The organism is Granulicella mallensis, from assembly GCF_014203225.1.
GTDB lineage: Bacteria > Acidobacteriota > Terriglobia > Terriglobales > Acidobacteriaceae > Granulicella > Granulicella mallensis_A.
Window position 1 is genome coordinate 58,825 of record NZ_JACHIO010000022.1, and the last position, 14,182, is coordinate 73,006.

Consider the following 14,182-nt stretch of genomic DNA (forward strand, 5'->3'; position numbering starts at 1 on the left):
GTATCTATGAACCGTCGAGACTTTCTGCAATCCGCCTCTGCCGCCGCTCTCGCCTCCACGACCATCGCCCGTGCCGCAACACCGGCGGTCAAGCCGGTTCGCCTCGGTGTCATCGGTGCCGGGAGTCGTGGGCAGGAAGACCTTCGCCAGTTTCTCCGCGTGCCTGGAGTCTCTGTGGAAGCGATCTGTGACATCTATCCGCCGCGCTACGAGCAGGTGAATCGTCTCGCCGGCAAACAGGTGCCCGCGACGGCGAACCATCATGAGCTTCTGGCTCGCACCGATCTCGATGCCATCCTGATTGCTTCGCCGGTATCGCTTCATGCGGAGCATGTCATCGCCACCGCGAAGACCGGGCGGGCGATCTATGGCGAGAAGGCGCTGGGCTTCACGGTCGAGGACAATCACAACATTCTCGCCGAGGTCACGCGCCACAAGGTGCTCTTCCAGATCGGCCACGAGTATCGCTATGCGGCGTGGGCGCAGGAGGCGATCCGTCGCGTTCATGCAGGAGACATCGGCACGCCGACGCACATCTATGCCTACTGGCACCGCAACGGAGACTGGCGCCGTGCTGTGCCGCAACCCGACCCGGAAGGGAAGCTTGAGCACCTTATCAACTGGCGTCTGTATCGTGAGACCTCCGGCGGCCTAGGGACGGAGTTGGGTTCGCACCACATCGATATGGCGAATTGGGTCTTTGGCGAGCAGCCCCAGAGCGTCATCGGCACCAACAGCATCTGTCGTTATCACGATGGGCGCACGGTCGGCGATAATGTGCAGGCTGTCTTCAGCTACTCGCAGGGGCGGCGGCTTGTCTTCTCGTCGATTACCGATAACGCGAAGCAGGGCTGCGAGCTCTGGATCTACGGCACGGAGGGCAGTGTGCAGATCACGATTGAAGATGCGACCTTCTACTACGAGAAGAAGCGTTCCAATGCGCCTTCGGCGGATAAGGCAGACAGCAAAACAGTTATTGAACGTGGTGTCGTGACGGGGGCGTCGTATTCCACGGCAGGCGAGATGCCGTATCGCGGGCCGGGCGAGAAGGTGGTCACAGCTACGTCAGAAGATCCGACGCTCGCGGCGGTGCGCTCTTTTACCGAGGCTGTTCGTGGGGAACGCGAGATCTTCGCCGATGTGCATTGCGGCTTTCGCGCGGCGATTGCGTGTGCAGTCGCGCACGATGCGGTGTTCGAAGAGAACAAGATGGCGATTCCCGGTATGAGAGGGTAGAGCAGTTTTGCTGTTGTTTGTTTTTCGTCGTCATCCTGAGCGGTACGCGAAGGCCCCCCGCATTGGGCACCACCACGGTATCCCGTAGCAGCAAGCATACAGGCCTGATGGTCGCCCATTATGTTCGTGGCCCTACCCAATGCGGGGGTCCTTCGGCTACGCCTCAGGATGACGACGAAAAACAAGATCTGTGTTTACTCGTGCAGAACAATCTCAATCCCATCGCCCTTATCCGGCGTCGCGATCACAATCGCATTGTCGCTGGATGTGAACTTTCCTGCATGGCCATTGATCGTTACACTCGCCGGTGCTTTGGCCGCACCCTCGACGTCGACGATGATCTCCTTCCACCAAGCTGGGTAGCTGCCCTCATGCTTTCCGATATGCAGGACAAGGCTGCCGTCCCTCGCTGAAGCGTCGCACGTAAACTTCATGCGAAGGAACTCGCCCCGCTTGTAGGCGAAGCTGGTTCCGTCGTCCTGGTAGAGCTGTCCTGCGCACTCGGGGCCGGGGAAGACGCGGAGTGTCAGCGGGCCGTTCGGACGCTCGCTGGTGTTCTGCGTAAGCGGTGCGAGAGGCAGGATGGCTCCTGGACGTACGAAGACAGGCAGACTCGCCAGTTCGGGATGCAGATGCACGACGGATAATACCGGACCCGTTGCGGCCTCAGGCTGTATTCCGCCTGTGCTGGCTTTCGTTTCGGCTTTGTCGACGCGCGCACCGGTCCAGAAGTCATACCAGCCGGAAGAGGGAAGCTTCGCGTCGTAGTCGTCGGTCTTATCGGGAAACGGTGGTGCGGCGACGAGAAGATCCGGCCCGACCATGAACTCGCCCGAGGCATCGAGATCGACGTCGAGAGGATGATGATCCGGCGCGGCGTCGGGGAACTCCAGAAACAAGGGACGCAGCAACGGAAGACCTGTGCGGGTGTTCTCTTCCATCACCGTGTAGAGATAGGGCAGCAGCTTGTAGCGCTGCTCAATGAAGTGACGGCGAATGTCTTCCTGTTCCGCTCCTCCAACCCATGGCTCATGATCGCCCGTGCCTTTCTCCGCGTGGTCGCGATCGATCGGCTGAAAAGCTCCAATCTCAATCCACTTGGTGAGCAGCTCCGGGGTTGGAGTGCCGGCATAACCGCCAACATCCGCGCCAGCCATGGAGAAGCCGCTGAGTCCGAGGTTCTTCAGCATCGAGGTGGTGAGCCGCAGATGGTTCCAGGTCGCGGAGTTATCGCCTGTCCATGTAGCGGCATAGCGCTGGCCGCCGGCATAGGAGGCTCGCGTGAGCACGAACGGCCGCACATCGGGCCGCAGGGCAAGCTGGCCGTCGAAGGTGGCGCGAGAGTTCTCCATGCCGTAGACGTTGTGGAGTTCGCGATGCGTCGCTGTGCGAGTAGCAAAGCCGGGCTCGTCGATGCGGTGCACGACATCGTCCGGTATCGTCAGGTGGGCCGTGAAGACCGAAGGCTCATTCATGTCGTTCCAGAAGCCATCGATGCCCATGTGATCAAAGTCTTTGTAGAGAGTGCCCCACCAGAGGCGCGTCTGCTGTCGTGTGAAGTCGGGAAAGGCGCTGGGGCCGGGCCAGACAGGGCCGGTGTAGATCGAGCCATCGGGATGCTTGACGAAATGATCGCCTGCGCTGCCGCTGTCGAACGGAGCATAGCCTTGTCCCGGTTGGTTCGCGATATGCAGGTCGGTGATTGCGATGACATGGAAGTGTTCAGCGTGCAGCGCGGCAACCATACCGGGCATGTCTGGGAAGGTGGTGGTGTTGATCGTGAAGGGCCGATTCCTATCCTGGTAGTCGATGTCGGTATAGATCGCGTCCGCAGGAATTTTGTCGCTGCGTAGACGCCCGGCTACCTCGAGGACACGCGCCTGGGTCATGTAGCTAAAACGCGACTGCTGAAATCCCAGCGCCCAGAGCGGGGGCAGCGGTGTGGGCCCGGTCAGCCACGCATAGCTGGCAAGCACCTTTTTGGTGGAGGGCCCGTAGAGCAGGTAGATGTCCGCAGGCCCATTGTCGGCGCGGTACTGAACGGTGTCGGTGACTGTCTTGCCGAAGTCGAAGGACGAAGGCCAGGTGTTGTCGATCAGTACTCCGAGCACGGTTCCCGCACGATAGCTCAGGTAGAACGGAATGCTCTTGTAGAGCGGATCGGTGGACTCCTGCCAGGCATAGGCGTCGGTGTTCCACAGACGGAAGGCCTGTCCACGCCGGTCGAAGGCGCCGGTCTTGTCGCCGAGTCCGAAGTAGTGCTCGTCGGAGGGCATAGTCTTTGCGAGGTGTAGGCGGTCGCCTTCAAACTGCAGTGGTTCGGCGTCCTGTTGGAGCACTTTGCCGGAAAGGTCACTCAGGGTAAGCAGACCCGTAGCTCGATCCATTGCGATGCGAAGGCTGCCGGTATGAAAACCGATGGTCGCTGTGCCGGTGTCTTGCGTAACCGCTGCGGAGGCAGTGCGCGCTTCGGGTAGCACTGCCCAGGAGGCGTCTTCCGGGAGCGCATTGTTGCGTCCGGCGCGGATGCGCAGCACGTCATCGCGCAGAGCGGTGATACGCATGACGAGCGTGCCATCGTGAAGCTCGATGCCGTTGGGTAGTGGCGTGGCTGAGGTGACTTGCGAGAACGAAAGCAAGCTGGAAGGAGACTGTGCGTTCGCAGGAAGGCTGGCGACTCCCAGGCCTGCACAAAGGACAACAAACCTGGACACACTTCGTGCGCGCATGCATATCTCCGGAAAGTAGTTTCTTGAAAAGGCCGAAGGCCGTGGTGAGATCACGGCCTTCGGTTGATGTATCGCTGCAATTGTAGAGGTGGTTCGGGATGCGTGTCCTGTTCTTCAAAACATAAAGCAGGTTCGCTTAGCTTCGCCGGCCTACGACGCGGAAGTCTTCCTGCTCTTCCGCGCAGGGGATATCCCACCCTCCAGGAGGAACAACGTTTTGTTCTGCCTCCTGCGGTCCCCAGGTGTGGGGTTCATAGGGATAGACCGGCGTTGCTGTCTTCAAAACCGGATCGACGATACGCCACGCCTCTTCGACATAGTCCTGTCGAGCGAAGAGCGTCGCATCCCCGGCGATGGCGTCGGTCAGCACTCGCTCGTAGGCTTCCATCTCGTTGGAGCGAGGATGACGAGTGGCTACGAGCTCTACCTCTTCTCGTTTGCCTTCTCCGTTGGGAGAGGTGACAGAGACGGCCATGGCCACTGTCATCTCGGGGCTGATACGGAAACGGATGTAGTTCTGCGGCACGTCAGGTTCGGTGTAGTTCGTGGTGGGCGGTTTGCGGAGCCGAGCGATGACTTCCATGCAGGTCAGCGGCAGATTCTTGCCGGCCCGAATATAGAACGGAACGCCATCCCATCGCCACGACTTTACCTCCAGGCGAAGAGCCGCGAAGGTCTCTACCTGAGAGTTCGGGGCTACGCCCGGTTCGTCGAGATAGCCGCGGAATTGTCCGCGAACCAGATTCTGGGGCTCCAGGGGAGGAATGGCGTTCAACACCTTGACCTTCTCATCGCGCATGGCCTCGCTGTCGTTTCGCGCCGGAGCCTCCATGGCCAGATTGCAGAGGACCTGGAAGATATGGTTCTGGATCACATCGCGAATGGCGCCCGTCTGGTCGTAGAAGGCTCCCCGGCCCTGGATGCCGAAGTCCTCCGCCATGGTGATCTGCACGCTTTCGACGTAGTTACGGTTCCAGAGTGGCTCCAGGAACGAGTTCGAAAAGCGGAACGACACCATGTTGTGAACGGGGCCTTTGGCTAGGTAATGATCGATGCGGAAGATGGAAGGCTCCGGAAAGGCTGCCAGCAGGATGCGATCGAGTTCCTGCGCCGAAGCCAGATCGTGGCCAAAGGGTTTCTCCACGATCATGCGGGCACCCTTGGCGCAGTCCGATTTCACTAACTGCTCCACGACCTTCTCAAAGAGCACCGGTGGAATCGCCAGATAGTGAGCCGGTCTTTCGGACGTCCCAAGCTCTTTCCTGACGGCAAAGAATGTGGCGGGGTCCGCATAGTCGCCATCGACGTAGCGCAACAGGGAACTGAGCTTCTCCCAGGCTGCCTGGTCGAGGCCGCCATGCTTCTCCAGGCTGTCCTTGGCACGTGCCTTGAACTGGTCCAGGTTCCATCCGGCCTTGGCCACTCCGATGACAGGAATGGTAAGAGTGCCGTGCTTGACCATGGATTGCAGGGCCGGAAAGATCTTTTTGTAGGCAAGGTCGCCGGTGGCACCGAAGAAGACTAGCGCGTCGGAATGAGTTTGGCTCACGTATTTCTCCTTTGGGTCTTAATGCTACTTGGGAATGCGGAAATCCCGAAAGGCCCTCTGAGATTATGGACGATTATGCGGTTTGGGATTTGTTAAGCAACAAAGAGGCCACCGGGTTCGCCGGCGGCCTCTTGTGTTTTACAGGGATGTTACTGAAGGGTTGCGGGCACCGTGATCGAGTGGCTCAAGGTGCCTGAGGTGGTGTTGACGGTCAGCATGAACTGGCCGGTGATGGTCTGCTGCAGCACGTCACTGCTCGTGCTCTTCAGGTTGTTTGTATCGCCGCTGTATACCGCCGTAAGGGGATGCGTTCCAATGGTGAGTGTGCTGATAGAGAGCGTAGCCTGGCCTTTGGTTACTGTAACCGGCGAACCCAGGGCTGTGGTCCCATCGTAGAAGGTGATGGTTCCGGTCAGCGGGTCGTCGGCGCTGACGATTGCGCTTAGCTGGACCTTTGAACCCGACGCAGCCTTGCTGCTGGACGAGGTGAGTTCAATCGTTGTAGCCTGCGCCGCTGGAGGCGTTGTCGGTGGGGGTGTCGTTCCAGTCTTCGCCGGGGGTGTGCCGCCGCAGCCTACGAGCGTGGCGGCCAGTGCCACGGACAGAACCAGCATTGCCAGCGGAAGCTGATGGAGCCGGCGGCGGGAGCGGGGCAGGATCAGCAACAGCAGGCCTGCGAATCCGATGCCTCCTGGAATCGCGAGCCAACCGGCGTGGGACATAGCTGCTGTTGTCGGGGCTGTCGTTGTGCCAGGAGCAACGGAGGATAGGGTGATGATCCCCGTTGCTCCGGACTGTATGGTCGTAGAGGTGCAGGTAACACCTACCGGCAACGTACCGCCGCAGCCCACGTTTACCGTTCCGATATAGCCCAGAATGCTCGTGGTGGCGATGCTCAGAGCTCTGTTGGTTCCAGCGCCGAGTGTAAGCGGGTTGGGGGTCGCGACGCTGGTGAAGTCAGGCGTTGTTACGGTGAGGGTCACTGGCTTGGAGGTGACCGTAGCCCAGTTGGCATCGCCCGAATACACTGCCGTGACCGTATGGACTCCGGCCGTGAGAACGGGAGCCAGTGTTGCGACGATGGCATTCCCATTGCCTGTATTCAGTGCCTGCGGATTGCCGATGGCTGTTGCGGTTGCGCCTCCGACGGAGTCATAGAACTGAATGCTTCCGCTGGGTGCAACAGCATTGGTGCCTGATAGAGAGCTTAGAAGCGATCCGGTCACACTGGTTTGTGCGCCGACTGCGACATAGCTTGCGATCGAAGTCAGGCTGAGGGTAGGAGTGGCTTTCGAAACCGTGAGGGCGGCAAGGGGGCTGCTGCTGCCGGCATAAGTGTTGTCGCCGGAGTATACGGCGTAGACACTCTGCGATCCCGCCAGGTCCCACTCATAGAAGGTTATGACAGTTCCGCCCGTAAGGTTGACGGGGTTTGCTGCCTGTCCTGTTGGGGTGTACAGCGTGATGGTTCCGGTGGGTGTCGGTGCACCTGATTTGGCCTGTGCAGGTTTCACTGTGATTGTGAATGAGGTTCTCTGCCCAAGCGTTGCCTTTGTAGCGGCTGAGACCAGCGTTGTTATGCTTCCTGTCGTACCTGAGCCGCTTGTGATGATCTCCGGATAGGAGGAGAGACCGCCGCTGATGTAGTTGGTATCGCCGGGCCAGCTTGCGGTTACAAAGTACGTGCCGGCGGGCGCGGCGAAGTGAATCGTTGCTACGCCACTGGAGTTGATGGTGCCTGTGCCCAGCGTCGCTCCGGTGTCCTGACGGTTAAGAGTGACAGTGCCGGTGGGAACGACGGCAGGGTCAAAACCGAAGTACACACTAGCTATGACTATTGAGCCTGCTGAGGGCAGCTGATTGCTGACGCCGACAGAATAGAAAATTGATCCCTTGGTGATGTTGAACGCCGGGAATGTAACTTTCGATGCGTTGAAGCTGCTGTCACCCGAGTAGGTAGCTGTGAAGGTATAGGTGCCGATCGGATAGTCGCATTCCGTGTTCGGTCCGCAGGTGACATAGATCTGTCCTCCGCTCACCGGATAAGTACCAAAAGTTTTGGTTCCATCGGAGAGGGCGACTGTTCCGGTGGGCACACCCATGCCGCTGGCTCCTGCAATGGCGACCTGCAGAAAGAAGTTCGTGCCGAGCGCGACGGAGGTGGTGGGTAAGATCGGTTGTCTGCCGAGGATAAAGAATCGGCTCGGCGCAAGGGAGGTCGGAGTCAGTGTGCTGGCTTCGGGCGTTACCGTCAGAGAAACAGGCGACGAAACGCTGGGGCTGTAGCTTCCATCACCACCATAGTTCGCAGTGAGGTTGTAGGTGCCGCCTGGCAGGTCGTTTACTGAGGCGGAGTAGGTGCCCGAGGTCAGGGTTCCAGTTTCAACCGGCCCCGTGGTGCTGTTGCTGGCCTTGAGGATCACGGTGCCGGTAGGTGTGCCGGAGCCGGTCGCAGGTGTGACGACAGAGGTTACCTGGACCTTGGCGCCGTGCGCGAAGGTCAGCGGCGAAACAGTCAGGCTGGTGTTCGAGGCGGCCGTAGTCGCGTTGCCCCATGCGCTGACAAGATTAGCTGCATTTATGGAACCGAGGCCGCTGGCGAGGTCATATCCAGCGCCCGCGCTGTTGCCATCGAGAATGCCGTAAGAGGTGCTGCCTGCCACAGGCACCGAGCAGTCGCCTTTGTTGCGCAGCAAGCAGCTCAGTGCATTTGAACCGGCTGTGACGTCGTGGAAGACGCAGGCGTTGCTCTGAGTGGGATCGGTGGCGTCGCTGGAGTTGCAGTCCAGAGAAGAGGGCTGTGCGGCGGCCAGTTGATAGAGCTTGTAGTTTGCCTGTCCCTGGAAGCTGCCGTTCTTTTGCTCGACCAGAGCCATGATTCCGGCCATGGAAGGCGACGCAGCCGAGGTGCCGCCGATGATGGTTGCAGAGTCCAGGGTGATGGAGCCGTCAGGGTTGGTCGTGTACTGACACGAGCCGTCGTAACAGATCAGGAAGCCATCGTGTGCCTGAGCCGCGGCCAACGAGACGTCAGGCAGATCGCGCGCGCCATCCGTGGGTACTCCCTTGCCAGTCTGCCAGCTGGGTTTTGGGTAACCGCCCGAGCAGGCATAGAGGCCTGTGAGTATGTTGGGGCTGGCGCCATCAGGATGCTGCGAGCAGTTGCTGGCGCCCCCGGCACCGGCATACGTACCTTCAGCGGTTGGATCGAAGTAGCAGTTGTCCGGGCCGATCGGCAGGTTCGGATTGCAGCTCTCGTTCCACACTGCCTCCGGCACATAGCCCTTGGCGGAGGAGAGGTCGGGATTCAGCGTCGTGTTCCAGAAGGTGTTGATGTTGGGCTCGGCAAACTCCGTGCCGCCGACGGCGACGTTGTATGGCGTGGAGGCGAGACCGCTAACACCGAGGCCATAGTTTGTGGCGATGTATTCATTGGGGATGTCGCACTCGCTCGAACCCGCATCGCCCGAGGAGACAAATACCGTAATTCCTTCGGCTGCGGCCTGCGCCCAAAGGGAGTTGTAGAAGTCCGATTCCGTGGGGCTGATCTCAGCTTCGCATGCGCCGAAGCTGACGGACATGATGGGCGCTGTTACGTTATCGACGATGTAGGAAGCCGAGATGTCGACACCATCCGTGGTGTTGGTGCTTCCTCCCACCACGTAGTTGATCTTCGCCTTCGGAGCTACTGCACCAGACCATTCGAGGTCGAGGATCGCCTCTTCATCGTCGCCCGGGACGACACCAGGATCGGCGTTCGCATTGATGATGGTGGGATCGTTGAAGGGAAGGCCGAAGATGGTGCGGAAGGATTCAACGTCGGAGAGGCTGATGTCGGAACGGCCCACAATAGCAATCGAGACGCCTGTGCCATCTGTGCCTGCACTGATCAACGGCAGCGTGTTGTAGACCCGCGAGAAGTCACCCGGTGCGAAAAGTACTTCTTCCGGCGTGCCTTGCGAGGTGAAATTAGGCTGCACCAGAAGGGCAGAGTCGCCGCCATCGGTTTTCACGCCTGCCGGTGTGCTGCCTGCGACCCGCTGCAGACGTCCGTTCTGGCCGCGCATTACCTTTGCGGGGGTGGTGTGCAAAGAGGGCTTCACGAAATCGTTGAGGCTGATGAGCCCTGACACCACGGGAGAAAGCGCATCGGGAATCGAGATCTCGGTACTGTTCGAGTGATAAGTCTTACCCGCGACGGAGAACTGATGCATCTCTGTTCCGAAGGCCTGCTCTACCTGCGCCGCCTGGCCTGAGAAACGAATCCAGTTCTTGCCGCGCGCAACCGCAGTCACACTGAAACCATTCGAGGAGAGCCAGTTGCTCACCATCTGCACATCCTGGTTGGAGGCTCCGAAACGAGCGCCAAACTCGGCGGGCGTAAGCCATTGCCGATAGTTGGGAGACTTCGGATTGTGCGCGTCCGCGATAAATTGTGTCAGCGCAGCCGACTGCATGGCGTTGCCCTTGAGCAGCATGACCATGTCCTGCATGGGCAGATTCGTCGATACTTTGCCGAGGTCGGAAGCCGCACGTACCTGTGCGGGAACCGTGTTGGTGAACGTGTGCCGGACTGCAACGTTGACGGGCTTCGTAATCTGGTTGGCGACCTGCGCATGCACAGGGAGGAAAGTTAGACTGCAAAGGGTCAAAAGCGTAGAGCCAAAACGGCGAAGCCTGAAAAAACTCATAAGAGTACCTCCTGGTGATGGGCGTAGGCCCGTTTCTCCAAATCAGATCGCGACGGGATAAAACTCCCGGGCCGAACCCTGTCTCGATGGGATCCACGGAGGCTGCATGGCAGCTCCAGGAAGAAGCAGGGAAAAGAGGTCCTGACCGGCTGCCGAGGGGCTGCCGGGAAGGTTACAGTCTGTTAACTTTCCAAGAGAGTAGCAAAAGAAACGAGCGCCGCCGCGCTCTGTTAAGGGTAGAACTCAAACTACCCTTTCGGGTAGTTGGGTTGTTTGTGGCTGAGAATCTTGAGGAAGCACTTACATCGCGATTAACCCACGCTGGATCGCGAGCACGACCGCCTGGGTTCTATCCTGCGCCTTGAGTTTGTGCAGGATGTTCTTCACATGCATCTTCACTGTGTCTTCCGTCACGAAGAGCATGTGAGCGACTTCCTTGTTGCTCTTGCCCTGCGAGATGAGGGTCAGCACTTCGATCTCACGCTCGCTCAATCGTGGCGTGGCGACATAGCTCGCGAGCTTCTCCGCCGTCTCTGCTTGTAGCGCGCGGCCGCCTGCCGCCACATGGCGAAGATGTTCGGCCAGTGCCGCTCCTTCGACGCCTTTGAGCAGATAGCCGCAGGCTCCGGCCTGGATCGCCTGGTAGATCGAGGCCTCTCCCTGTGCGGACGTGAGCATCACCACACGCGCTGCGGGATCCATTCTGCGCAAGGTGCGCAGCACCTCGATGCCGCTCTGATCGGGCAGGCGCAGGTCGAGCAGCACGATATCGGGCCGCGTCGACTGGTACATCTCGAACGCCTGCTGGCCATTCATGGCCAGACCCGTGATGGTGATGCCGTAGCGGGCAAAGATGCCTGCGAGGCCTTCGCGCACCATCGGATGATCGTCGACGATCAGGACATTCAATGTCTCGCGTTCCTGTAGCTGGCTGATCGTCACCCATCTCTCCTTGTAGGAAGTTCAACTTCCGTCTCAGCCTTGGACTGTCTTCCGATGACAGTGTAAGCATGAAGCCTTTGCCGCAGACGCCGTACTGCCTGGTTGAGCCGTGTTGCGGTCTTCTGTCGCAGTTCGAGTTCCAGCGTAACCTGAGTGCCATGATCGCACTCGCTTTGCACGATCAGCTTGGCTCCGATACGGCGTGCATGCGCTCGCATGCCTGAAAGCCCGAAGTGCCCTGGTCGTCCGTTCGTCTGAATCTGCTCGGTCATTCCTACACCGTCGTCTGCAACGACGATCCTGAGGAGGTCACTGCCGAAGTGTACCGTCACGAGCACATGCTTCGCCGCTGCATGACGAAAGACATTGGCCAAAGCCTCGCGACAGATGCGATAGACCTCGTCGCGAATGAAGGGGGAGAGTTCAATCGCGACGCCCTCCCCTACAACCTCGAAGGCAGGCTCGTCCGCCATGCGAAACTCAGCGTCGACATGCTGCAGCAGTTCAACCAACCCTTGCTCCGGCGCAGCCATCGAGTGCAGGTTAGAGATGATGTCGCGGCTGCGCGCGATGACACCGCGCAATCGCGCCGCCAGGTCATGGAGCGAGCGATGGGCAACGGCCGTGTCTTCCTCCATCTGCAGGCCGACGAGTTCCAACTGTAACGCCGTGCCGATGAGGTCCTGGATAAACGTGTCATGGATCTGTGAGGCGATGCGCTCGCGCTCGGTGGCACGCTCCTGGAAACGCATGTTGAGTCGCTCGACGCGGGCCTGTGTGCGGCGCCTGGTGATCTCGATCACAAGACCTGCGGCGAGAGCAATCATCGCGAATAGAAACCAGCGTGTCTGCCAGAAGAAGGGCTCAAGGGTAAGAGCTGTAGCCTCTGAGATCGGGCCTGCTTCTCCAGTGCGGCCCAGCGCTTGTACCTGGAAGGAGTATTGTCCCGGCGGCAGCCCTACATACGAGGCCTCTCGCGTGGTATCGGCCACAATCCAGTTGTTGTCCCAGCCCGTCAGGCGATAGCGAAATCGAATCTGTTCCGGAGCGATAAAGCTGGGGGCGGTGAAGTTGAAGGTGAGCCTATGCCGTCCCGGAGGAACCGTAAGCTTGTCCGGGGCCACGTGTTTTTCGTCGATCGTGACATCGTCAAGTAATGCCTGTGGCGGCGCTTCTTCCTTCAACACAGGGGAAGTCATGGCCGGCGCCGCTGTTGTAGCAAACCACAGATGTCCATCGCGTGCCTGCGTTGCCGTAACCTGTCCCATGGGAAGTATACTGCGGCTTTTGAGTCCATCGGCCAGGGTATAGATCTCCGGATTGGCTTGTTTTGCCGTGCCGCTATTCAGTTGGTCGAGCTGGGTGCGGGGAATGCGACAGATGCCGCCGGCGGCTGTCAGCCAGAGGTCTCCGTGTCCATCTTCAACGAGGCCGAAGATGGCGTCTCCAGGCAGTCCGTCGCGCTGGCTCAGGCTCCAGTTTGCGGCACCTTTGCCTGTTCCGTAAAAGACTAGCCCCGCGCCGGTTCCGAGAAACAGGCTGCCGTCCGGCCTCGGAAGAATTCCATAGACCATGCGGACAGGTCGTGGGTCTTTGGTCCAATGCTCATCGTGCCAGTGGAAGAGCCCGCTATCGGTGCCTGCCCAGAGATCTCCCTGCGCATCAGCGGCAAGACTCCAGACGGTACCGTCGGTCAGGCCCTGGGCGGCGCCATAGACGGTTCGCTTGCCGTGGAGAATCCGGACCACTCCCTCTCGCCGTACACCGAACCAGAGGCTCCCATCTTTCGTTCGAAGAGGCGCTGTAACGTATCCCGCAGGTATATCCGGCAGAGCCCGAAACCGGCCCGACGTATCGCTTCCAGACCAGCCGAAGATGCCGTAGTCCGCCATGGCGAATACAGGTTTGTCGCCCGCTTCGGCGAAGCCACGCACCTGTCCGCGACGGACTCCTTCACGGACGCCATAGGTCTTCCACTGGTCGTTCTGCCACCGCGCAATGCCTTCCTCGAGCGTGCCCGCCCATATGGCATCCCTGGCATCCTCGAAGATAGCGTCGTATTGGTTGTTGCCGGGAGCCAGGCCATCGCGCGCCGTGAAGCTCGTGAAGACGCCTGTATGAAGACGCTGCAGACCTGCGATGGTTCCAATCCAGAGATCGCCATCGCGGTCTTCAAATAAAACGCGAACGTCGTTGCTGGTAAGTCCCGTATCTTTCCCCAGCATCTCCATCGTTCCTGCAGCAAGCCGGCTGATGCCCTGCAGCCCTCCACTCGCCATCCAGAGATTGTTATGACGATCGATCAGTATCTGGATGAACTCCTCTGTCCCGCTGTGTGGCTGATTGACGAAGCGTTCGTTCGTGAAGAGAAAGAGATGGTGGCCGTCGCCGGCGAAGAGGCGGCCATCGGGTGCGCGATACAGCAGTTGTACTTTAGGAAGGGGATACGAACCTGCGATCTTACCGCTCTGTAGAACGACAACGCGATCGTGCAGGGCAAGCCATAGTCGTCCTCCGTCGTCTTCGCAAAGATCGAGCACCTCATTGGCAGGGATCGGAAGCGATTCAGTATGGGCTCCATCGTCATCTGCCCACAGGATCTCCGACTTACTCTGTACCCAGACCCCGCCCGCCCTGCGTGGCAAAATCTGAGAGACAGCCCGTGGACTTTGCGGATTACCCGGCTTTCGGATTGGCTGGAAGAGATGATTCCGGTAGAGGAATAGGCCGGTAGATGTACCTATCCACAGGGCACCGTTTTTATCTACGGCAAGGCTGCTGGTGTTTCCATGCAGCGCTGCCGGAGCGTCATGGACGAAGGTGTGAAAGTGTAGTCCATCGAAACGAGTGAGGCCACCATAGGTTCCAATCCATAGAAAACCGTCCGGCGTCTGCGTGATGGCGGTGATGAACTCCTGGGGGAGACCCTGCTCGGTCGTCCAGGTGCTCAAGGCCTGATGTCGCAGCAACATTGGTTGCACCGGCTGTTGCCCGCGCAGGCAACAGCCGGCAGAAGCCCATAGCAAAGCCATGAG

General features: G+C 59.5%; 6 protein-coding genes. 1 reads left to right on the plus strand and 5 read right to left on the minus strand.

The features are described 5' to 3' along the window. Positions 1-6 precede the first annotated feature (6 nt). Positions 7-1,236: a Gfo/Idh/MocA family protein gene (locus HDF15_RS21165; RefSeq protein WP_184259211.1), complete on the plus strand. Its 1,230-nt coding sequence runs from the start codon at positions 7-9 to the stop codon at positions 1,234-1,236. Positions 1,237-1,430: 194 nt separating this feature from the next. On the opposite strand, the gene HDF15_RS21170 is transcribed toward HDF15_RS21165, so the two are convergent. The 5 genes from HDF15_RS21170 to HDF15_RS21190 form a co-directional block, all read right to left on the minus strand. Next, positions 1,431-3,965, minus strand: coding sequence for a glycoside hydrolase family 31 protein (locus HDF15_RS21170; RefSeq protein ID WP_184259213.1), 2,535 nt, complete (start codon positions 3,963-3,965; stop codon positions 1,431-1,433). Positions 3,966-4,101: 136 nt separating this feature from the next. Next, complete coding sequence (gene zwf / locus HDF15_RS21175) at positions 4,102-5,514, minus strand: glucose-6-phosphate dehydrogenase (protein ID WP_184259215.1); 1,413 nt, start codon at positions 5,512-5,514, stop codon at positions 4,102-4,104. A 149-nt stretch (positions 5,515-5,663) separates the two neighbouring features. After that, complete coding sequence (locus HDF15_RS21180) at positions 5,664-10,205, minus strand: Ig-like domain repeat protein (protein WP_184259217.1); 4,542 nt, start codon at positions 10,203-10,205, stop codon at positions 5,664-5,666. Between the two features lie 300 nt (positions 10,206-10,505). Further along, positions 10,506-11,147 carry a response regulator transcription factor gene (locus HDF15_RS21185; protein WP_311733169.1) on the minus strand — a complete coding sequence of 214 codons (642 nt, stop codon included), beginning with the start codon at positions 11,145-11,147 and terminating at the stop codon, positions 10,506-10,508. Next, on the minus strand, positions 11,144-14,119 hold the full coding sequence (locus HDF15_RS21190) for a sensor histidine kinase (RefSeq protein ID WP_184259219.1): 2,976 nt from the start codon (positions 14,117-14,119) through the stop codon (positions 11,144-11,146). Before HDF15_RS21190 ends, HDF15_RS21185 begins: the two co-directional genes overlap by 4 nt. Positions 14,120-14,182: the final 63 nt, after the last annotated feature.

Coding starts and splice junctions, on each gene's coding strand:
- HDF15_RS21170 (WP_184259213.1), bottom strand. CDS start 3,965: ATGCGCGCACGAAGTGTGTCCAGGTTTGTTGTCCTTTGTGCAGGCCTG.
- HDF15_RS21180 (WP_184259217.1), bottom strand. CDS start 10,205: ATGAGTTTTTTCAGGCTTCGCCGTTTTGGCTCTACGCTTTTGACCCTT.
- HDF15_RS21165 (WP_184259211.1), top strand. CDS start 7: ATGAACCGTCGAGACTTTCTGCAATCCGCCTCTGCCGCCGCTCTCGCC.
- HDF15_RS21190 (WP_184259219.1), bottom strand. CDS start 14,119: ATGTTGCTGCGACATCAGGCCTTGAGCACCTGGACGACCGAGCAGGGT.